The organism is Terrimonas sp. (assembly GCF_003075435.1).
Lineage (GTDB): Bacteria > Bacteroidota > Bacteroidia > Chitinophagales > Chitinophagaceae > Agriterribacter.
Genome location: NZ_QCZJ01000003.1, coordinates 186,042 through 210,439 on the forward strand (window position 1 = coordinate 186,042; position 24,398 = coordinate 210,439).

Below are 24,398 nucleotides of genomic sequence, written 5' to 3' on the forward strand. Positions count from 1 at the left end.
GTGACCTTCATAAGCAGCAAAATTGTTATTAAACATAGTCAATTCTGTAGCCTATGTTAAACGAAAAAACAGTAAAATTGAGTACAAGCGATAAATAATTTGTTAGTCAACACTTTATAACACAATAATAGCAATATTTCTTACGATTTATAGAGTGCAAAAATACTTTTGCGCCGGTAAATAATAGTTTTTTTATATGAATGGCATGCTAAAGTTGTTTTAAAGTAGTTTTGCAGCATGATAGTTTTGTTTCATAACATAATTCCCCTGTAATGCAGAAGTGGATATTCACTTTGTTCATTAATATGATGATGTTCCAGCTATGGGCGCAGGGAAATTATTATATATACATTCAGTCGGAAGATAATCAGCCTTTTTACGTTAAACATGGTTCACGGGTTTTGGAATCTTCCGGTAATGGGGACCTTATTTTATCCAATTTATCGGGTGGTTCCTGCGAATTCCTGGTCGGGTTTCCTGAAAAGACAGGGGTGGAATGGAAATTTACTTGTGTTACCGCCGAAACCGACCAGGCGTATATTTTAAGAACATCCGATAGTAAAGCAATTGAACTCAGCACACTGAAGCAGGGGAAAAATGTTGCCGGCATAAAAGTGGAGGCAGCAAATACAACACAAACTGCCAGGCAGGAAAAAAAAGCAACAGGTGTAGTTAGTGATGATCCATTTTCTGCTATGCTTGCCCAGGTAGTAAACGACCCCACCATCAGGCAGCAACCTGTTATTATTCCCAAACCCGGCGACCCTTTCAATAATATTGCAAAAGCAGTTAAAAAAGATTCTGCAAATGCATTGGTAGCCTTAACGGATAAGCAACCTGAAGTAAAGAAAGAAGATCAGCCTTCAGTTAAAAAGGATAGCCTTGCTGCTGCAGTAAAAGCCGATAAGGATTCCATTAATGCTTTGGCTGCATCAGACAATAAAAAAGCGGAAGTAAAGGAAGAAACAATAAGTAAGAAAGCTGATAGCAATGCTATTGTGAAAGCAGATACAGATAAGAAAGAAATTAAGCCTGTACTTAAACCGGACAGCAGCTTGACTGTTAAGCCTACTAAAAAAGACACGGTTAATGCGTTGGTCGCTTCTGTGACAAAAAAAGAAGAGAAAGTGCCGGTTAAAATGGATAGCAGCGAAATAGTTAAAACCGTAGAGAAAGGTGCAGACAGCATGGCACTGGTGACAACGGATAAAAAACCTGAAGTAAAGAAGGAAGAGAAAATAATTGTAAAATCAGATAGTAATGCCATTCCAAAAACAACTGCTCCTGTAACAAAGCAGGATAGTAATATTGCAAAAACACAACCACCTGCAACCAGCACACCGCCCGGAACATGGGTGCCGGTTGAGAAGAAATCTATTGTCAGGTCATCTAATATTAAAAGAACGCTGCAGCGGAAAAGCAACGATGGCATGGAATTGATTTATATAGATGAGCTTACAGACGGTACCAAAGACACCATCCGCATATTAATACCTGCAACTCCATAATTGCAGATTGTTTAGATTTGCCGCATTCAATTAACAGAACATACTAATGCCCCGTTATTTTATTGAAGTTGCCTATAAAGGAAATAACTATGCCGGTTTCCAGGTGCAGGATAATGTATTGACCATACAATCTGAAGTGCAAAAAGCATTGGCTGTTTTTTATAAGGAACAAATACCGCTTACGGGTTCTTCGCGTACAGATGCGGGCGTGCATGCATTGCAAAACTATTTTCATGCGGATGTTCCGTTCTTTATTCAGCAAAAAAATATTTATAACCTGAATGCACTGCTACCACGGGATATTGCTATTAAAAATATACTGCAGGTTAACAATGAAGCCCATTGCCGCTTTGATGCGGAAAGCAGGGAGTATAAATATTACGTAAGCAGGAAAAAAAATCCCTTTATAACCGATCGTTCTTATTTCTTTCCTTATAGCATTGATGAAGAAAAACTGCATGAGGCAGCGGCAACTATTTTGAACTATACTGATTTTACCAGTTTTTCAAAACGCAATACACAGGTAAAAACATTTATTTGCCAGGTGCTGGAAAGCCGGTGGGTAAAAGAAGATGATTGCCTGGTTTATCATGTAAAAGCCAACCGTTTTTTGCGTGGCATGGTAAGAGGTTTAACCGGCACCATGCTGCAGGTAGCAAGAGAAAAAATCACTATTGATGATTTTAAAAAGATCATTGAAAGCCGCGACTGTACAAAAGCGGATTTTGCCGTACCTGGGCATGGTTTGTTTTTGGTGCAGGTAAATTACCCGGAAAGGGTTTGGAAGAGATGAGTGTTATTGGGTATTTTTTGTGCGTGCCGGGCGTAAAAGTGTATAGATCCGGGGAATTGTCAATTTGAGAAATGGTTGCCCTTAACAAAGGCAGTTAAAATTTCATTTTGTGTTAAAAATATTGTCAGGAAGGTTGATTTACTCTCCAGATTATTACAGCTACCCCTAAAATATGAACAATTGTGATAGTGATCTTTAACAATACTGTTATTTTCTTTTTCACCAAAGCCCTAATGAATAAATAAAGCATTGAAATGAACAGCAGGAACAACACTGGTATATCAAGTCCAGGTGCAGCCAAATTCGTTGGCGCTATTTTATGAGAAAAGAACAATAGCATAAAGCCCAATAAATAAAATCCAGCGTGAAATATTGGGCTGTCAATTGTATTTTTCAATTTTTATTGTTTTGACATTCATTTAATGAATTGCAGTTCTCTTCCAATTCTTATTAATGTCCTCTACAAACTTTATGGAATTTCCTTTAAAATCAAACCGGATGGTGTCCATTTTGAGCCCACCTTTGGAATACATAAACCCCCATGAATTATCAAGAAAGCCATCAACTGTAAAAAGAATTGTGTCGCCTGATTTTATAAAGTCACGAAGTTTTGTGTCTTCTAATTTTATTCTTAATGCTGAAATTTTTTTCGTGTCGAGCCTTAGTGAGTCTTCAACTATATATAAGAATTGTGCATTTTGGTTGCCTTCTTTGTCGTTTAATTTTATTGAAGCTCCATTTAGTCTTTTATAGTGTCGTGTGAAGTCATCCATCTCATAGATGTCTTTTTGGTCAAGAATGAAATTTGCCAGGTCATTAAATTCTTTATCTTGATATTTGAGCGAATGAGGCTCCGGAATAATGTCGGCACATGAACTTAAAAGAAGTCCAAAAAGAAATGTCAAAAGGATTTTGTTCATGCGTGCTGATTAAATGTTGGTTCAACTTATAAATATACCCGCCATTTCCCTCTCCCAAAAATCAGTGTATCCTGTATTCTCATTTTTTTCTCTTCGCTTCACTGTTTCTTTAATCAAATACAATTTCAATCTTCCAATAGCTACTTCGCTACATCAATCGCAGATCCGTTCCTGATCTCTTCTGTAGCTTTCTCAACAAGAATGTCCCCGACATTCAGATCACCGTATACTTCGGCTTTGCCATCAGATTCACGACCTTTATGAACTGTTACCCATTCCGCTTTGCCATTATTAACCTTTACTACAAAAATTCTTTCGGGTGAGTTTACAACAGCTGATTGCGGAACAATGAAAGTACTGTCTTTTGCAGGCAGAGTGAGCTTAATTTCAGCTACCATGCCGGGCAGTAATTTTTTATCTGTATTTATTACATCCATTTCAACACGTTCAGAGCGAAGGCGGTTATCCAGCACTCCCGCCATACGTGTTACTTTTGCTTTAAATGATTTGCCCGGGAAAGATTTTACCGTAAAATCAACTTCACTGCCACTGGAAAGATAGCCTGTATACGCTTCGGGAACTGCAACCACTAACCGTAAATGTTTCTGTTCCTGCAATATAAATACCGGTAATTCGGAGCCCTTGCCTGATGGTCCTACATAGGCACCCGCGCTTACATTTCTCGCACTGATCACACCGCTGAAAGGGGCGCGTATTTCAAGATAGTTTTTATTATCTGTTATTTCGCGGTAAGCTGCTTTCGCCGCTTCCAATTGGGCATAATCTGAGTTCTGTTTGGCTAACGCGGCATCAAGGTCGGCAGGTGAAATGGTACCCGGCGTTTTACTGGTTTCCAGCAACCTGTTGTAATATGCTTTGCTGGCGGTATATAACGCCTCAACCGATTTCAATCTCGATTCCGCACCGGTAAGCTGCGAATTTATTTCTGGCGCTTCCATTGTTGCCAGCAACTGCCCGGCTTTTACTTCCGAACCCACATCAACATACATCTTTTTTACAAAGCTGTTCACTTTTGAATAAAGATCAACCTGCTGAAAAGCCACTAATTCTCCCGGTATTTCAAGCGTGGAAGACAACCTGCCTTTTTCAACAGCTGTTACCTTATATGCAGGCGCTTTGGCTGTAGGGTCGCTTTCCGGTTGCTCTTCTTTTGATGAGCTATGGCAGCTCTGCAGCATTGTAGCCGCCAGCAATGTGATGTTTACAAACAATATTGTTCTGGTCATTAACGTCTTTCTTTTTTTGATGTTCACTTTGTTCATTACTCCGGGTAATTTATGGTTGAGCTTTACGCTCATAAATGATTTGTTGGTACATAATGTATACTTTCTTCATCTTCGGGGTCAAGCGACACACTCTGTGTTGACGCCTTACCCTGGCCCCATGCAAAAGCCAGTGGTAAAATAAACAATGCAGCAAAGGTGGAAGCAACCAAACCTCCTATTACGGCTCTGCCCAAAGGCGAAGCCTGGTCGCCAGCTTCACCTAAACCCGCGGCCATTGGTATCATACCTACCACCATTGCAAGTGCAGTCATTACGATGGGGCGCATACGAAGCGCCGCGGCTTCACTGGCAGATAGTTTTGCATCAGCATTGTGCTTACGCAGTTCCTCTGCATTGGTAATAAGCAATACCGCGTTTGAAATAGAAACGCCCACACTCATAATGATACCCATGTATGATTGCAGGTTGAGTGTGGAACCTGTTGCAAGCAACAAGGCTAATGACCCAAGCAGCACAGCAGGCACGGTTGATAATACTATCGCTGAAACTTTAAACGACTGAAAGTTGGCCGCAAGCATTAAAAAGATAACAACAATTGCAACGATCAACCCATTCTGCAGGCTGTCGAGTGTGTCGGTAAGCGTTTTGCTTAATCCAATCATTTCAACATTTAGTCCCCTGGGTAATTTGCCCAGGGATTCAATGGCCTGTTCTACATCTTTTGTAGCGCTGCCTAAATCTGCGTTATTCAGGTTAGCCGTAACCGTTAGTGCCGGCATTGAACCGATATTATCTGTTTCACCATAAGTGGAGCTTGCTTTTATATCCGCTATATCGCTCAATACTGGTCGCGACGCGTTTCTTTGCAGCGCTATTTCGCCAATATCATTTTGAGAGCGCATTTTATTTTCAGGTATTTCCACCTGCACGCTATAACTGGTGTTTGATTTAATATCTGTCCAGATATTTTTATCCGTAAACCTTGAGGAAGACGTAGACGGTGTAACTGATTTTGCAACATCAGACATATCAACGCCAAGCTGCGCTGCCCGTATCCTGTCTACATTAATGTTTATAGCCGGGTAATTGGTAGATTGCCCGATCTGCACGTCACGCAGGTAGGGTATCTTTTGTAACAAGGGCACCAGCTTTTTAGCATACTCCTCATTTACTTTTTTATCCCTGCCTGAAAACCTTACTTCTACAGGCGTGGGAGAGCCCTGGCTTAATATTTTATCTGTTAGCTCAATGGGCTCAAAAGATAATTTTACACCGGGAAGTATCTCCGCGGCTTTCTTACGTATATTATCTTTTAATGCATCAAGGTCGGTTTTATATTCGCTCTTTAACGCTACCTGTAAAACGGCTTCATGTGGGCCTGCCATCCACAGAAACAACGGGCTGGTTGAAAATAATTGCGGATGCATTCCAACATAAGCAGAGGTGATGGATACATTTTTCTTTCCCACAATATCAAATACCGCGTTGGTGAGTTTGATGGTCATGTCTTCAGTACGCTCAATTCTTGTTCCTTCTTCTGTCCGCAACCTTACCTGGAACTGGCTGCCATTTACTTTGGGTAATACATCGCGCCCTATCTGCAAAAGAAAATAAGCGGCAATAGCACTTATTACCAGTAAATAACTTGTAACAATTACTTTTCTGTAAGGCATCATCCTTTCAATAAAGCGTAAATACCTGGTCCGCACTTTTTCAAACATGCTTACTTTACCATCCCTGTTGCTATCTGCTCTTTGAAGCAACACTGCTTTCTGATCCCAGGTATTATGCTCCCCCTCTGTACTCAGCCCGCTTGCAGCAAATTCTTCCGCGTCTGTCATGTTGCTGCCATCTGCTTTTTTGTGATGCTTTACTTTCATTATCCAGTTAGCCATTACCGGCACAAATGTTTGTGCAAGAAAATAGGAAACGATCATACTAAAGCCAATAGCTAATGCTAAAGGAAGGAACAACGATCCCGGTATGCCGCCCATTGTAAACGCAGGCGCAAATACCGCGAGAATACAAAACAATATCAGCAGCTTCGGGAAAGCAATTTCTTTACAGGCATCCCAAATAGCCAGCGCTTTTGGCTTGCCCATATCGAGATGCTGGTGAATGTTTTCAATGGTTACCGTACTTTCATCTACCAGTATACCAATGGCCAGCGCAAGACCGCTGAGCGTCATTATATTGATCGTATGCCCGAATAAGTTAAGAAATAATACAGAAGAAATTACAGAAGCAGGTATGGTAAGAATAACGATCAATGCGCCTCTTGCATCGCCCAGGAACAATAAGACCATTAATCCTGTAAGTATCGCACCGATAGCACCTTCCGACAGCAGGCTCTTCACGGAGTTCATCACATATACCGACTGATCAAATTCATATTTCAACTCAACACCTTCCGGCAATTGCGCCTGCATTTGGGGAATATAGCTTTTTAAATTCTGCACCACTTCCCAGGTAGAAGCATCGGCATTTTTCGCAATGCTTAAATAAACAGAGCGCTTGCCGTTAACCAGCGCATAGCCTACTGTTCTGTCAGCACCGTCCTCAACCGTTGCTACATCTCTTAAATATAGATTTTGGACACCATTTTTAAAGAGGGGTATATTTTCAAAATCTTTTACATTGGTAATTGCCGTATTGATTGGCGTGATATAATTTTTATCTCCTACACGTACATTACCCGAAGGCGATGTTTGATTATTAATGCGGATTGCTTCCACCAGTTGATCAGGTGTCATATTATGTATGCGCAGCAATTCCGGGTCTGCCTTCACTACAATGGTGCGCACATTACCGCCAAATGGCGGAGAAGATACAATGCCTGGTATAGATGTAAATGAAGAGCGGACATAAGTGTTGGCAAGATCGAGTAGTTCATTATTGCTGTGCCTTTCACTGCTCAGCACCAGCTGGCCAACAGGTAAAGTAGAGGCATCAAAACGGATAATAAACGGCGGATTTGAACCGGGTGGAAATACTGCCTGTATGCGGTTTGAAAAAGCGCTTACCTCAGCGGCGGCCTGCGCCATATTAGTGCCGGGGTAAAAACTTATTTTCATGAAAGTAAGCCCCTGTATATTTTTTGTTTCAATAGATCTTATACCATTTACATACAGGAAGATGTTGATATACTGTTTGGCGAAAAAACTCTCCATCTGCACAGGTGTATAACCTCCGAAAGGGTGAGATACATATATCACCGGCATATCAAGTTTAGGAAAGATGTCTATCTTAATATTGTTGACCGCCTTAATGCCAAAAAAAAGTAAGCCGGCTACCAGCACAAGAATGGTAATAGGTTTACGTAGTGCAAATCGAATCAGGTTCATAATAATTTTATTAGCGAAATAAAAAGCCTGTCTCTCCTTTTCCCCACATTCTCACACTTCCACATTTTCAAATTTTCAAATTCCCACATTTTCAAATTAATTCCCCACCTCATTCATAAACAATCCGAAATCACCGGCGGCAGCGGCCTTCAGCAGTAATGCCTGCCACACATTATTATAAGCTATGTCACGATCCGTTTCAGCGCGGTTCAATGTATATAAAGCCTGTGTAACATCAACTATAGTAGTAAGTCCGTTTTTATAGAGTACGGTTCTTTGCAGGTATGCATCCGATGCCGCTTTCACCTGCACAGGTGCTTCAATATAGGCGGATATGGCATTCTTTAATTTTGCTTCGGCGAGTATCTGCTGGGCAGTTAATTGCTGAAGTACTTGGTCGTATTCATTACGCAATGCTTCTGATATAAATTTTTGAGAAGTTGATTGCTGGTGTATACGCAGCAGGGTAGTAAGATTCCACGTAACACCAACACCCACCAGGTAATTGCTCCGCACTGGTTTTATACCTTCAAAATATTTATGATCGTAAGCTGTTTGATCAGTTGCATAACTGGAATGAAAACCAGAGCCCCTTGTTTGATAAACACTGAAAAGTGAAAACGCGGGATACTGCAATGTGCGGATATACTTTTGCTGCTGGTCGCTTACGTTTATACGGCTCCGGTAGTAAGCCAGTACAGGATGATTTTGCCTTATGGAAAAGGAATCTCCAATTGCAGCCGGGATTTTTGTGATAAATAATGTGTCAAGAAGAAAGTCCAGTTTATCCGGCGTGCCCATTAATATCGCCAGTTCGCTTGCTTTTTGCTGTTCGGCGTCCTGCGCACGCAACAGTACAATTTTAGCAGCAGAAACTTCCGCGTTTGCAAGGGAGGAATCAACACCTGCAATTAAACCGTTTTTCGCCCGTGTTGTAACCACCAACCTAAATGTGTCTGCGCGGTTCAGGTTATTTTGTAAAGACCGGGTAATGCGCTGGGCGGCTAATAAATTAAGATATGCAGCAGCTACTTTTACCTGGTGCTGAAACTGTTCCTGCAGCAAATCCATATTATCTCTCTCAAAAACAGATTCCGCTGCTTTTATTCTTTCCTTTACTCTGCCGAATGCGAAAAATTCCCAGTTAATATTGGCAAGATATAAAGCACCAAATGCAGCATTCCAGTTTTGTTCAGGCAATGGTAATCCTGATGAAGCAACGCCAAAACCACCGAAACCATACAGTGGACCGTTTTGCCCGTTAATAGTGCCATAATCCTGTTGTGCAGAAACAACAAAGTTGGGTAATGCGTCTCTTTTGGTTTGAGCAATTACTGTCTGCGAGGCCTTGGCGTAATTGCTCTTTGCTTTGATGATATTATAATTCTTAAGCGCTGCATCCTCTGCTTCTTTTAAAGAAAGGGTTTGTGCATGAACAAGATGATGTTGACAAATAAAAATGATCAACGCTGATAAAACGGACTTAGCTATGCTCGTCATATTAAATTGCTGATATTTTCAGCAAGCTATCGTTAAAAATGGATTATTAAGTGATAAGCTTGTTAATAGAGGTTATAAACCGTTGGTATTTCATACGACAGGTTTTTCAACTGCCTGGTTGAAGTTACTCATTTCTCCGTTCTCTTTCAGTTGCAGCTTCATCATTATATCTGTCTGTTCATCATTACCCAGCCTGAAGATATGTTTACTAAATTCAACAAAGCCATTTTTTTTGTAAAACCGTATAGCCCTTTTATTATTTTCCCAAACACCCAGCCAGACATACCCGGCATTTTTCTCAGCGGCAACCTGTATTGCTTTTTGATATAGTATCTGCCCTATATTTTTACCGTGAAATCCTTTCAGCACATAGATCCTTTCTATTTCTACTGCTGTATTGTCTTTCAGTTCAGTTTGCGATGCCCCAAAGTTCAGCTTTAAGTAGCCAATTACCCTGGTTTCAAACATTGCAAAATAGAATAAAGAATCTTTGTTGTTTAGTTCTGCAGCCAATTTTTCAACACAGAAATTTTCATCTAAATACCGCTTCATATTGTCCTGCGTATTGGTCTCCGAAAATGTTTCTGCAAAAGTCTGGATGCCAATTTCCTGCAACTTATCAATATCTTCTATTGTTACTGCTTTTATCTGAATATTTTCCATATTCATCAGGATGAAGGTTTACTATTTTGTTCAAATTCAATACTAAAATATCTGGCAATATACGGCTTAACTAAAAAAGCTAAACACTTCGATTCAGAAATTTATGCGACACCTGTGTGTACGAAATACAAACGTTTGCATCGCTGTTTTTGCAATGCTTTTAGGGGTTTACCCTCAAAAAAATCAATACTATTTCCTCCATGCAGGTAGTTAAATGTTTACAAAAATTGTAACATAGATATTATACAATAATGATGTGTTGTACTAATTTTTAGTTCAGCTGCAATCTATTTCTTTGCAGTATAATATCCGCCTGAAAACAACAGCAAACATTCCATATCTTATGAAAACCTGTTCCGTACCCCGGTATAATAAAGTCAGCTCGTTTTTTATGAAAATTCCCAAAGGATACAAGTTTCATACCAGAGCGCTTACCGCTTAACCCACAAAACCTGGCAACAGAAGATCTGCGTGATAGTGATGTTTATAAGTGTTTAGATTTTCTGTTGCCTTTTTTAATTTTTTTAAAAGCAACAAAATATTAAGAATATAGGTTTAACCAGTGAGAAAAACCTAAAGTTTGTATACCTGTAGCTTTTTATAAAATTTCTTTATTTTCTTTCCGGAACAAATAAAACCGCATCTGCAATTACAGTTCCATTTGATGCTTTTGCTGTTATTTCCACTGAGGCTTCAGCGCCGGGTTTGAAAACATATTCACCAATGTATAACCATTCTCCTGAGGTTTGTCCTTCTACTTTAAGTGAGTTGAGGTCAATTGTTTTTGAAGCTGTTTTTTTACCCGCCGTAATTTTAAAATGTACAGTTGAACTGCCTCCGCTGATCTTTGGGGTATAGCTGTATATTTTATACTTTGCTTCTTTTGTAATAACAGGTGTAAACTTAACGGCATTGGCTTCATTGCTATTGTTAATTTGTAAAGACGAAGAAGCGTAACTGCCTCTGCCTTTTACTGTTTGCCAGTCTCCTGTTACAGTTATACTTTCATCCAGTTCATTATCAATCAGGATATCCGGCTGACTGTCATCAGCAAACGGGTTATCACGAAGCATAGTCTGCAACTGTGGAATATTAATATCCTGAACTGCTTTTTGCTTATCAATGGCGAGTGCAGCCGCTGTTGCAGCAGCCTGCCCCATTACCATAAACACTGGTTCCATGCGTATAGAGCCATAAGCAATATGCGATGCTGATAAACAAACCGGCACAAGCAGGTTGCTACACTCAGCAGGCTTTGGCGTTAATGAGCGATATGCAACAGGGTAGGGGGGGAATCCGCCTACCTGCACATCACCTTCGTTCTTCACCATCATGATACCATCTTTTTTAATCACTACACGCTGGCAATTATGAGAATCCATCGTATATGCAGCCATGCCAACGCCATCCGTTACCACTTCTTTTCCCTCGCAATTAGCCTGCGTCATTACATAGTCGCCAATCATTCTTCTGCATTCGCGGATATACATTTGCGGCGTCCAGTTATCATTATCCGTATACTCGTCTTTAGGATAGCCCCATTTCAACATTTCATCTCTTAAATGCTTTGGCATACGCGGATCGTGCCCAATAAAATACAATAAGCCTTTGGTATATGATTCATGAGCTTTTTGTATTTCTTTCCTCTTTTCATAACTGCCTTCAGGATAGTCGTAGTTCATGCCGATCATATCTGTAGAAAACGGTCCGTTGTTGTTGATATCCGTTTTTTGATTCGGCATCAGGTCTGGCTTTAATATCAGGTCGTAAGGACGATTGGGCTCTTTCTCTAATACACGAATCAACAATTCATATTTGGTTGAATCGTAATCATCAGGCCGGGTAACAGGTATTTGATTAACCGGGTTGCTGGTAAGGCATATGCGAAAGTTATATGCCTGTACTTTTTTATCGCCTGAGCCCTGCGCTGCAGGCTTTTCACTGCTGATGCCCCAAAGCAAACCGCTGTTGGGATCACCTTTCACTTTGTATGGATCTATACTATCCCTGAACTGGTGTTTATCTCTCATCTGCACACCGTTATACAATTCTCCGTAAGTATCGTTCGATTCACGGCCCACCATATACGAAACGCCTGACTTTGCCATCAGGTCTCCTTCGTAGCTGCAATCAAGAAATATTTTTGCAGCTATAGTATAGTTTGTATTACTATTGGGATTGTCGCTATTTTCAATAGTGATTGTTTTTATAGCCGTACCCTCTTTATGCACAGATTTTAACCGGTTTGAATACAAAACATTTACAGCGCCTCTGTGTATATATTCCTTAAAAAGATTTTCTGCTACATGCGGTTCAAATATCCATTGCTCGAATTTTCCATAATGTTTGCCTATTCTCCTGTAATAATCAAGTGCCAGTCCGGATATGGCAAACTTGTTTCCTATATCAGTATATCCTAATCCTCCTGAAGTTAACCCTCCCAGCCTTTTTCCTGGCTCAACCAGCACAACGGACTTACCCATTTTTTTTGCAGTATACGCTGCTATAACCCCCGAAGAGGTTCCGCCGTATACACAAATGTCAACAGATAGCTTTTTTTGTGAGAATAAAAAATTACTGATAGATAAACAACAGATTACAAAACAGCATTTCAGCAGTTGATGGCAAAGCATAATTACGTTATTTTGATTAGATATCTTTTTTACGTGGGCGAATAATTAGGCGTAGTGTTGGATCATTGGTTACAAAGGACCAGAACCAGTTATAAGCGAGCTTGCCTTTGTTTCTAAAGCCGGCAATAGGAATAATATGTATAAACAGCCAAACCAGCCAGGCAATAAATCCTTTAAAAAATCCCCGCGGCAAATCAACCACTGCCTTATATTTTGAAATAATGGCCATACTTCCTTTATCGGCATAGGTGAATGGCTTCATTTCTTTTTGTTGTAACAGCCGTTTAAAATTTTCAGCAAGAAGTTTGCCTTGCTGTATAGCTACCTGTGCAAGCTGTGGATGCCCGTTAGGGAATTTTGCATCGGTTGTCTGAAAAGCCTGGTCGCCTATTACAAATATATTATTAATCCCTTTTGCCCTGTTGTATTCATCAACCGTAATGCGCCTTCCGCGGGCTAACAGCTCTGCGGGCAGCCCAGGTGCCTCTCTTGCAATTACGCCCGATGCCCAGATGAGCGTATTGCTGTTGATGATCTCTCCATTTGCCAGCAATACTTTATCGTCAGAAAAATCTTTAACAGCAGTATTCAGCTTTATTTGCACGCCTAATTGCTCAAGCACTTTATACGCTTCTTCCTGCGATTTTTTACTCATTGGTCCCAGTAATGCCTGACCCGCATCTACCAAATAAATACTATCCCGCCGGTTGCCTAATTCCGGGTAATCTTTAGCAAGAATATGCTTGCCCATTTCAGCAATCATACCTGAAACTTCTACTCCTGTTGGGCCGCCACCTGCAATAACTATATTTCTTCTTTTTTCTCTTTCAACAGGATCTGTAGTCCTGATAAGCTTTTCAAGATTGAGGAGTATATGATTACGGAGATTTAACGCGTCATCAATGGTTTTCATCGGCAGGGCATTCTGTTTCACGTTTTCCATTCCGAAATAATTTGTTTCCGTGCCCATGGCCAGCACAAGATAATCATAAGAGATAATGCCGGAATCAGTTTCAATGGAATTATCAGCAACATTTATTTTCACCAGTGAGCCGTAGTGAAATCTTAGATTATGTTTATACTGAAACATGCGCCTGAAAGGATAACTGATATTAGACGCTTCTATAAACGCGGTTGCCACCTGGTAAAGTAAGGGTGGAAAAAAATGATAATTATTTTTGTCAACCAATGTTACTTCTATACCGTTATAATCAGCAAGTTTTTTTGCAAGATTCATGCCTGCAAAGCCACCGCCTGTAATTACTACTTTCATAAGGCGAATTTAAGGATTATATGGCTGTTAGCTATGGGGTATCAGCTATGGGCTATGGGCTATCAGCAGTCAGCTATGGGTTACCCTAAACCCCAAACCTTATTTCTTTTTTTGCCATAATCTCGGTCCGCCTTTAATGCCTTCCTTATTGGTAACTATTGTGATGTTTTTATCAAGTTTAAAGTTGATTTGTTTTGCATTGCCACCGCCAATATACAGGTGGTCGTAATTAAAAACGGTTTTCAGAATGCCGATAACTCTTTGTATTCTCTTGTTCCACTTTTCCACACCCTCTTTCTTAAATGCTTTCTCGCCGATGTATTTATCGTAATCCCAGTCATTCTTCCAAACCGGATGATGAGCAAATTCGAGGTGCGGCAGTAATGTGCCTTCATATAAAAACGCGGTGCCAAAACCTGTTCCCAGCGTAACTACTATCTCAAATCCTTTTCCCCTGGCAATACCAAGCCCCTGCATATCGGCGTCATTCACCACAATACACGGTTTTTTCAACAGTTTTGCTACTCTGCCCTGGAGATCAAATTTTGCCCAGGCTGGAGTACCGAGATTAGGCGCTGTCATAACTACGCCATGTTTTACATAACCGGGAAAGCCTACAGATATTTTCTGGTATGCAGGAAAACCATTCACCAGTTGCTGTATTGTTTTCAAAACATTTTGCGGAGTAGAAGGTGTGGGTGTGGGTAGTTTTTGATATGGTTCAATAATTTTTCCGGCAGTATCTAATACTGTTGCTTTGATATTTGAACCGCCGATGTCAATACATAGAATTCTTTGTGTAGCCATACAGGTAGTTGTGTATTTTAATCGTTATTCTTCATGCTTATAAGATTAGCAATTAATCCTGACCACCCGGTTTGATGCGATGCACCTAATCCTTTGCCGCTATCACCATGAAAATATTCGTGAAACAATATATAGTCACTGAACTCAGGATCTGTTTGCAATTTAACATTGTTGCCGAACACAGGTCGTTTTCCGTTAACATCTTTTAAAAAAATTTTCAACAACCTGTTAGCAAGTTCTGTTGCTGTTTCTTTTAAAGTAATATAATTTCCCGAGGCGGTTGGGTATTCAATTTTAAAATCATCAGAATAGAAAAGATGAAATTCCCTTAGGCTTTCAATGATCAGGAAGTTCATCGGCATCCATACGGGCCCGCGCCAGTTTGAATTACCGCCATACATGGCACTATCACTCTCTCCGGGAGTATATTTAATGGCTGTTGATATATCATCAGTGCTGATGTAGAATGGATGGCTTTCATATTTTTTGGAAAGAGAACGGATGCCGTAATCACTCAGGAATTCAGTTTCGTCGAGCGCACGACTCAGCAATCGCTTCATTCTGTGCCCTCTCAGAAGGCTCAACAGATGTTTATCTTCCTGCCCTTCTTCATACCATCTTGAAACCAATGCTGCAAGATCAGGACGATGGTGCAGGAACCATTCCATCCGCTCTGCAAAAACAGGATTATCCCGAAGCGTTTCTTTTGTAAGTACCTGCACGGCAAACAGCGGTATTAAACCCACCATGCTTTTTACTTTTATTTTGTTGATGGAATTATCAGGCAAACGGACCTGGTCATAAAAGAATTCATCGTCATTATCCCATAAGCCACTATTGCCTTCTCCCATACTAGCCATAGCACCGGCGATATACAAAAAATGTTCAAAGAATTTTGTTGTCATTCCTGTATATGCCTTATCCGCATTTGCCAGCTCAAGCGAAATGCGGAGCATATTCAATGCATACATCGCCATCCAACTCGTGGCATCAGCCTGTTCCATAACAGCGCCATTTGCTAGAGGTGTGCTCCTGTCAAATACACTGATATTATCTAACCCCAGAAAACCACCTTCAAAAATATTGTTATTGCTATGGTCTTTCCTGTTTACCCACCAGGTAAAGTTTATAATAAGTTTGTGAAATGCAGCTTCCAGGAAAAAGTAATCTTTCTTTCCTGTGATCTTTTCATCCTGTTTAAATACCTGGTATACAGCACCGGCATGCACAGGCGGATTTACATCTGATAAAGCCCATTCATAGGCCGGAAATGCTCCAGCTGGGTTTATATACCATTCCTGGGTGAGTAATAATAATTGCTGCTTGGCAAATACAGGATCAATCATAGCAAGGGTAACGCAGTGAAAAGCCAGGTCCCACGAAGCATACCATGGAAACTCCCATTTATCAGGTACAGAAATAATATCTTCATTATTCAGTTGCCTCCAGGTAGCATTTCTTCCATGCCAGCGTTCCGGTGGCGGAGTAGGTATTGAAGGATCTCCTTCAAGCCATTGCTCAACTTTATAATAATAAAACTGTTTGTTCCACAGCATACCTGCAAGGGCCTGGCGCTGTATTGCCCTTTCTTCGTGTAATTCAATATGTTTTTGTATTTCGCTGTAAAATTCATCTGCTTCAGCAATACTTTGCTGAAACAGGTTATCAAATGTATTAAATGGTTGCTCTATATCCTTATTCGTAAGCCGGAGACGTATTACATGACACTCACCAGGCGCTACAATTATATCAGACCGCACAGCTGCCTTTGTGCCTTTTTTTGCCGGGTTTATAGTTTGCACTTCATGAATAATATGATCATTGATGCCATCTTTGGGATATGACGTAATATTAGCGCTGTTATACAATCTTTGATTATTGGTTTCATTATCACAAAAGAGCGTATCGCCATTTTCGAAATACAGTTGTTTTACATCAAGTGATTCATGCTGAATTTGTATAGCATTATTATTTTGCTGAAAAAGCATAGGTTTATAGGGATGTCTTCCCCACACCCAGGTATTCCTGAACCATAAGGTAGGCAATACTAACAGGCTTGCAGGCTTATTGCTCCTGTTGTAAATAGAAATTTTTATCAGTATATCATCTGTACCTGTTTTGGCATATTCTGTAAACACATCAAAGTATTCATTGTTGCTGAAGATGCCTGTGTCTATAATTTCAAATTCATCCTGCTGCCTTCCTCTTTGCTTATTTTCATCGATGAGCCATTGATAAGGGTATTCCTGCTGCGGGTATTTATACAGCATTTTCATATAAGAGTGCGTAGGTGTTGCGTCAAGGTAGTAGTATAATTCCTTTACATCTTCGCCATGATTACCTTCGTCATTGGTTAATCCAAAATAGCGTTCTTTAAGAAACGGATCCTTTTTATTCCATAAGGCAAGGGAAAAACATAATAATTGTTTTTCATCACAAATGCCTGCAATGCCATCTTCACCCCAGCGCCATGCTTTGCTGCGTGCCATATCGTGTGTAGTGAATTTCCATGCATTACCATCTGCACTGTAATCTTCTCTTACCGTTCCCCATTGGCGATCTGATACATAAGGTCCCCACTTTTTCCATTCCGGTTGAGTTAGTCTCTCCTGCTCGGCATTCATATCATTTGTAACATTAAGATGATACAAATTACTAAAGAATGTGTTAACCTGTTTTATGAAAAAGATTCATTGATGAATAACCCTTCCGGCAATATATTTTGGTTCGCTCACACAGCTGTCTTAAGCCATAAAAAAAATTGAGCGCTTTCATGAATGAAGAATTCTAAAAGTGTATTCTATATGAATTGAACATGCAAGCGGCATCCTTCTCATAACCTGCAAAAAAATCCCGTGAACATAACATTCACGGGATTTACTATTTATTGCATATTATTATTTATTCTTTAGCACTTTTACAGGAGGCAACAAGTAGCCATCGTCATTATAAATACTGATAACATATACGCCTGCCTGGAGCCTTATTTTATCTAATCCCAATGATTGTACAGTAGAACCACTTCTAAGATTTTTGAGTTCTCGTAAAAATACAACCCTGCCTAAAGGATCCGTCACCTTAATATTCAATTTTTGTGTTTCAGATTTTAACGTCAGTTTGAGCATCAGATCTGAGGTGAATGGATTGGGATATATTTTTGCACTGGAAGACGTTGCTGTATTTTCCGGGGCAACTACACTGGTAGCATCTGCATTATTCTGCTGACGGAATGATTCACCGGCAGCGCCATCAGGGGTTGACGGGATTTTTGCAGAAGATATAATTATGCCTCCAATATACCCTGAGCTACCTTCACCACGGATTGCAACTATCACATCTCCGTTTTGATCTGCGTACACATTATCAATAGTAACGGTTTGATATCTATTGCCGGAAACTTTTAGCTTGACTTTATTGCCATTAATCGTAAATGTTGATACTCTTGAATCTGTGCCCTCTCTGCTTGCGAAGAAGGTAAATCTATATACCATATTCCTGGCTAAGCCGCTGAATTTTAATTCTGAACCCTGGCTGATATCAACCCACCATGTACTTCTCATTACATTATCAGGAACAACACCACTGTTGGTGCCCGTATTTTCACCAAATGGATTTGAACCACTAAAGCCATCACCAACTGTCATGCTTATACCTGAGTAAATGTTTTCATCATTAAGGAAATAACCATAAAAGGCGCCGGTAATCGGGTTTTGGTTGGTATTATTCCATGGTGCTGCTGCAGGATCTTCTGTATTAAAATTAATATATACAGAAGAAGCATATGTTGATGCGGATGCTATAGTGGAGTAAGGGGATGAATTTGCTCCATTTATCGCTTTTAGCTTATAGAAATATTCTGTGTTCTTAAGTAAACCTCCGAAGTCAGTATAAGAGCTTCCGGATACGGTTCCTTTATATTCATATGTACCATTTGCTGTAGCTGAGCGATATATTTCTACACTGCTGCCATCTGCCCTGTTATTCCAGGTCAATCTTATTGAATCTTTAGCAACGCCTAATGCCCTGAAGTTATCAGGTGCCAGTAATGTTTCACTGGTTGTATAAGATTGAATTACCAAAGCATTGATATATGAACTTAGTGAACCAGTTCCTTTTGTAACAGTAAGAGGAATCACACCACTGCTGTTGGCAGCTAATCCATTAATCTGAAGGGTATTTTTTGTATTACCTGCGGCATTTATTGAAACTGATTTACCTCCTGCAGTAAAAATAGTAGTACGATTATCAAATGCATTTACGGCGCTCATAAACACCAGGTTATACCGGGTTGTTGAGTTGGTAGAAAGCCCTGAAATATTAATGTTTCGCGTACTTGCATCAGTGTAATAAAATGTCTGTAAAATTTCATCCTTAAATGCGCCGCTATTGTTGCCTGTAACAGCTCCTGTGGTTCCTGATACCCAGGCCTCCGTCAGTGAAACACCTACAGATGTAGTAACACCAAGATCATTCTTCAGATTAGAAATACTTGCACCTGCTGCGGGCGCTTTATTAAAGCTGTTCCAAATGCCGCCAACAGGTATTTCCTGGTTAAAATTCACATAGATGGATGTGGTGTTTTTATCCGTCACATTTATTCTTACCGTGTTTTCAGTAGAAGCATTATAATTATCTTTTGCTTTTACGATGATGCTGAATACACCTGTATTACCTGCCAATGGAGATAAATGAAGCGTACCTGATCCGCTGCCATTATCAGTAAAGGTTGCAAACGAAGGCAAACCTGATGCTGATAAGGTAATGATATCTGAAGGATCGTCAGTGGCTATAATATTAACATTGGTTGTTTGTTGTGTTTTAACATAAACATCACTTGTAACAACAACCGGAGCCCTATTGGGAATCGTAATCTTAACTGTAGTGGAAGTTGTATAGCCGTAGCTATTTTTTCCCCTTACAAAATAATAGTAAGTCTTGTTTCCCTGAACGGTGCTATCAGTATATGATTCATCAGTACCATTATTTGCGCCCGGGTTGAGCAGTGTAAATGGACCGCTGAGATAATTGGATCTGTATACTTCGTACTGTGTTGCAGTAGTTGTGGTATTAGTCCATGTGACTTTAACTACATTGTTTTCAAATTTCGCTGCAAGATCTTTTACTTTTCCCGGAGGCGTGGTTTGACTTGCGGGTGAAGCATTAGAGATTACTATAGCATTCATATAGTAAAATCCTGAGTAGCCAACCGGGGGGCCTTGTGTAATTTGTACTGATGCCACACCATTAGCATCAGGAATGACATTATTTATGGTAACAACATTTTGCGTGTTTCCTGTAGTATTCAAAACAACAGAATCTGTACCGATTTTATATTTAGTTGCAGTTATAGATGCATCATAACTTGCAAAGAAGGTGAAACTATATTTTTTTGCAGGGTCTAATCCTGTAAAACGCATAACATTAGTAACATTCCAGTCTGCTCTGTAACCTGCCTTCAGAACTTTATCTGGATAAACCCCGGAGTTTGAACCCGTACTCACCCCTGAATAGTGAGTATAACGGCTGCCGGATATGAAGCTGAAGCGAATCCCGGTGCTTTGCCCGTTATGATCAGTAAGCCCTGTAGATGCAGAAGGGAATATTGTACCATTAGAAAGAAGGGTATTAGTACTGTTCCAGATTCCTCCAACAGCATAATCGGTTGAAGCGGATAAATTGATATATACAGTACTGATAGCTACCGGAGCTACTTCAATAGTAAAGGCCATTGTATCACTGCCGTTCTTACCATCATCCACTTTGGCAATTATATTGTATGTGCCGGCATTACCTGAGATTGGTGAAACGGTTAGTACCGCAGTTCTGTTATTTGTGTTTACGGCTATAAAATTGGGTAATCCGCTAAAAGACCAGTTAAGCACATCTCCCAAATCATCATCATTTCCGGTAAATGATAACGTTTTTGTATCATTTTCATTAACGCTAAGGTAAGTAGTATTGCCCGTTACAGTGGGGGTAAAATTCTCATTCACTGTTAATCTAAACGACCTGGTTACAGTAGCATTTTGGGGATTCTTTACCGATACGGTTATATTATTATATACTCCTTGTTGACTAACTCCCGGGTTAAATGTAATCTCACCTTTGCCATTTCCGGTTGTGTTAAATACAGCGAATGAAGGTAAATTAGTTACCTGTAATGTCAGAGCTTCAGTAGTAGTAGTACTTGCATTTATGTATACTTTCAGTTGAGTACCATAACGCATGTACTGGTTTTCGATAGCATTTAGCACAGGGGGGGTGCTTGGCGTAAGAACATTTAACTCATTGCTGAAGTCAGACGAACCATTCGGATTGATCGCTTTTACCTTGTAAAACACAGTTGAACTTGGGAATAAAGCGGTATCTGTATAATTGGTAGTAGCTGCGGGAATTTCAGCGTACATCACATAATCCTCGTTATTACCGTAAGACCTGTATAATTCATATTTGGTTACACCTGTAGCATTGTTTGTCCAGGCAAGTTTAACACTTGTAGTTGTAATATTGGTAGTTTGAAGCCCGGATGGAGCAGCAGGAGCCTGGGGAGCATTTGAAGTAGTTGCATTTACAAACTCCTGTCCAAGTATTGTGGCAGGAATAATTTGCTTACTTATAGTGGGGGTTGGGCTAACCTTTTGATAATTCACAGATAAAACTTCACTACCGCCATCTTCATAGTAAGTTACTTTTATTGAATGTTGGCCGGCAGTTAAATGTTTAAGCGTATTATTATATGCTTCTGTAGAACCATGATCACCATTGTTATCTACAACCAGGCTGCCATCAATATACAACATAGAGCCATCGTCTGAAGTTGTATAGAATCTGTAATCACCCTCTGAAGGAATATTGATAAATCCTTCAAACTTCACAGCAAAATTATCGGCCCGCAACTGCATGCCTAAAGAGAAGTTATCAGTGCGCCCGGTTTTTACCGGTGTCATTGAATTGAAAACTGATTCGGCTGCAGATGACATTCCTGAGGTTTCATAATATGCATAATCTACACCCCGCCCTTTTCTGTCATAATCAGATTCTCCGTTAGCATTAATCGCCCTTACCTTGTAATAATATTTGGTAGCAGCACTAAGTGATGAATCCTGGTAAGAGGTTGTATTGGCCGGTAAAACAGCAACAGTAGCAAAATTATTTACCGGGTCTGTAGATCTGAGCAATTCAAATGCTGTTTCATTATTACTGTTATCAGCCCAGGTAAGGGCTATTTTTTTGTGTGATGAAGTAGTGGCATTTAAATTAGATGGAGCAGCAGGTAAATTGGTTACTGTACCCTGTGCTTCAACAAAAACGTTATCTGGTACTGTGGAATAAGCCCCTGACGTACCTAATCTCCATAATAGAGACATGGTTGGCGCCGTGCGTACTTTATTAAAATAACTTATAGCTATAGGATACACGCCTGCGGCCAGCGTAATGGTGTCATCTCTATTTTGTCCTGAATGTAGCCCATCATTATCCACTAAAGGAGTGGCATAATAATCATATGGTTTGTCTATGTAAACACGGCTGCCATCACTCGAGTTAGTCCTAAAACTATATTTCCCGGGAGTGGTTATTTTTATATGTCCTTCCCACAAGAAAGCAAAATAAAAAGTCTGGGTTCTGTTATCTAAAGTAACGTTGGGAACAAATCCTGTACTTTGTGGAGTTAGAACATTAAAATTGGGTAAGTTATCCCATTCCCCTATATAATATCTGTAACTCAGCCCATTCATCAATGTTTTTGCTGAAGCCTGGTTGCTGAATGGCGATTCATTTCCTGCAAGATCCTTTGCTTTTACAGTAATATTATAAGTATTGTTATACTCCAGACTATATATAATATATGAAGTGGATGTTGTTGAATAGGATTTCACACCATTAACATACACGTCATAGCCTATTACACCAACGTCATCTGAAGCTGCTTCCCATGAAACCGCAATTGAATTGCGGGTTGTTCCGTCAACATGCAGGTTAACAGGTGAGGTTGGTGCCTGGGTATCAACATCTGTTATGGCGCTTACCTCACTGGAAACAGGCCCAGCAGAAGTATTATTAACAGGTCTTACAATGTAATAATACTTAACACCCGGTGTAAGTTCTACTTTTGTGAAAGCCCGCTCACTGGCACCTACAATTCCAACAAATTTATATGGTCCGCCAGATTTGGTTGCCTGGTAAATTTCAAAATTTGTAGGCAGATTTATAGCATTCGCGTTAATAATCCAATTTAATTTTATAGAGGTTTTCGACAATTTATTTGCAATCAAACCTCTTATAGCTTCTGGCTTATTGGTGCCATTGGCATTAACAACTGTAAATGGATTAGAAGGTAAACTTTCGCAACCAAAATTCTCTGTGGTAGTTAATTGATAACTTCCGGCAGAAGCAAGGTATGTGGCATTGGAGCCTAAAGTAGAATTACTACCGGCAATTGTCCATTTGTATGAAGCATACCCATCGGGCGCTTTTAATAATACCTGTGTGGAACCATCCGGGGCAGGTAATACTTTGCTTGCAAAGTTTGCCAATTGGGGATCGGGAGAAATAGTAGTACCTTTTGTTTTGAGCACTACAGGAATAGGTGACCATACAGACCATTCAGTACCACGACGGATTCGGCAATCATATGTTCCCAAAGTTGTGGCGGTTATTGTGTTAGATGTTGCTCCGGAAATAACTTCACCATTTTTTCTCCATTCATATCCATCAAATCCATCACCAACGCCAATAACCTGACTTACAGGTTCGCCAGGACAAAATTCATATCTTCCGTTAAGCGGCCAGGGGTTAGCTTTATGCACAGATGCTAAAAAAGGGAAATATCCCGGCTCCGCCCATGCATTATACCAGGAATCATGCCCTCTGTCGGGAAATTCTGTGTAAGTAAAATTTGCACCAAACGCTTTAGCTGAGTCAACAAGTACACGTGTTCTTGAAACCGGAGGCTCATTATCAAGTGCTCCCTGGAACAGCCAGATAGGGGTAAATTTATTTGCCTTTATATAAGGGATAATACTATATTCCGAACTGCTTATGGGAGCAACGCCGGCTGTTAGTTTTGGGAAATAACTCATCATATTCCATGATGATTTACCACCACCAGACAACCCGTCTACGCTTATCCTGAATGGATCGACACGAACTTCAGGTATTAAATATTGTTCAATTAATTCATTAATAATGACTAATTCACTAAATGAAAAAACGGTGTTTGTACATTGCGGATATAATAAGAAGCCGTCATAACTTCCATTGTCTACAGCCAGCATATGTTTATTTCCACCATGGTATAACTGATATTCGTTGTCGTAAATAGTGCCTTTCTCCCCCGCTCCGTGAAAAAATAAAAACAAGGGAAATTTTTTACCATCACCCGGAACAACATCTTTAAATGTTTTAGGGTATTTTAAACGAAAAGCTATCCCTTTGTATATATAACATTTAAAACTTGATGTAGTCCATGGCATTCTGCTGGTTCGCACCCACTTGCCCGGGCCTGATGCAGGCTGGGTGGGCGGCTGAGCCGGATTGTAAGTCACAATGGCATCATCAGGGTTAAATACTGCGGACTGTGCGAACGTAAAGCTTGCAACCATTGAGAACCCAAATATCAATGTGGCTGTTAACGTGCGTAAAGATGACATCTTCATATACTTCAAAAAATAAATTCAATAATGATGGTTTTCAGAGCGAGATTGGAAATA

Annotated in this window: 13 protein-coding genes; 2 read left to right on the plus strand and 11 right to left on the minus strand. The window is 40.1% G+C overall.

The genetic code is table 11. The features are described 5' to 3' along the window. Positions 1-272 precede the first annotated feature (272 nt). On the plus strand, positions 273-1,508 hold the full coding sequence (locus tag DC498_RS05465) for a hypothetical protein (RefSeq protein ID WP_133176773.1): 1,236 nt from the start codon (positions 273-275) through the stop codon (positions 1,506-1,508). Between the two features lie 46 nt (positions 1,509-1,554). After that, positions 1,555-2,301 (plus strand): tRNA pseudouridine(38-40) synthase TruA, encoded by a 747-nt coding sequence (truA, locus tag DC498_RS05470; RefSeq protein WP_116873134.1) that lies wholly within the window; start codon positions 1,555-1,557, stop codon positions 2,299-2,301. Positions 2,302-2,425: 124 nt separating this feature from the next. Here the strand turns inward: truA and DC498_RS05475 are convergent, their stop codons facing one another. From DC498_RS05475 to DC498_RS05525, 11 genes are all read right to left on the minus strand, one after another. Then, positions 2,426-2,698, minus strand: coding sequence for a hypothetical protein (locus DC498_RS05475; protein WP_116873135.1), 273 nt, complete (start codon positions 2,696-2,698; stop codon positions 2,426-2,428). Positions 2,699-2,720: 22 nt separating this feature from the next. Further along, positions 2,721-3,221 (minus strand): hypothetical protein, encoded by a 501-nt coding sequence (locus tag DC498_RS05480; RefSeq protein WP_116873136.1) that lies wholly within the window; start codon positions 3,219-3,221, stop codon positions 2,721-2,723. 140 nt (positions 3,222-3,361) lie between these two features. Next, positions 3,362-4,504 carry an efflux RND transporter periplasmic adaptor subunit gene (locus DC498_RS05485; RefSeq protein ID WP_240627873.1) on the minus strand — a complete coding sequence of 381 codons (1,143 nt, stop codon included), beginning with the start codon at positions 4,502-4,504 and terminating at the stop codon, positions 3,362-3,364. Positions 4,505-4,536: 32 nt separating this feature from the next. Further along, complete coding sequence (locus DC498_RS05490) at positions 4,537-7,812, minus strand: efflux RND transporter permease subunit (protein ID WP_116873138.1); 3,276 nt, start codon at positions 7,810-7,812, stop codon at positions 4,537-4,539. Positions 7,813-7,908: 96 nt separating this feature from the next. Next, positions 7,909-9,312, minus strand: a complete 1,404-nt coding sequence (locus DC498_RS05495) for a TolC family protein (RefSeq protein ID WP_116873139.1) — start codon at positions 9,310-9,312, stop codon at positions 7,909-7,911. 90 nt (positions 9,313-9,402) lie between these two features. Beyond that, positions 9,403-9,975, minus strand: a complete 573-nt coding sequence (locus DC498_RS05500) for a GNAT family N-acetyltransferase (RefSeq protein WP_116873248.1) — start codon at positions 9,973-9,975, stop codon at positions 9,403-9,405. Positions 9,976-10,586: 611 nt separating this feature from the next. Continuing rightward, on the minus strand, positions 10,587-12,608 hold the full coding sequence (locus DC498_RS05505; RefSeq protein WP_116873140.1) for an FAD-dependent oxidoreductase: 2,022 nt from the start codon (positions 12,606-12,608) through the stop codon (positions 10,587-10,589). 16 nt (positions 12,609-12,624) lie between these two features. Then, the gene (locus DC498_RS05510) at positions 12,625-13,881 is read right to left on the minus strand and encodes an NAD(P)/FAD-dependent oxidoreductase (protein ID WP_116873141.1); all 1,257 of its coding nucleotides are present in this window, start codon (positions 13,879-13,881) and stop codon (positions 12,625-12,627) included. 99 nt (positions 13,882-13,980) lie between these two features. Continuing rightward, positions 13,981-14,688, minus strand: coding sequence for an ROK family protein (locus tag DC498_RS05515; protein WP_116873142.1), 708 nt, complete (start codon positions 14,686-14,688; stop codon positions 13,981-13,983). A gap of 17 nt (positions 14,689-14,705) precedes the next feature. After that, positions 14,706-17,312, minus strand: a complete 2,607-nt coding sequence (locus tag DC498_RS05520) for an MGH1-like glycoside hydrolase domain-containing protein (RefSeq protein ID WP_116873249.1) — start codon at positions 17,310-17,312, stop codon at positions 14,706-14,708. Between the two features lie 273 nt (positions 17,313-17,585). Beyond that, positions 17,586-24,338 carry a fibronectin type III domain-containing protein gene (locus DC498_RS05525; protein ID WP_165813761.1) on the minus strand — a complete coding sequence of 2,251 codons (6,753 nt, stop codon included), beginning with the start codon at positions 24,336-24,338 and terminating at the stop codon, positions 17,586-17,588. Positions 24,339-24,398 lie beyond the last annotated feature (60 nt).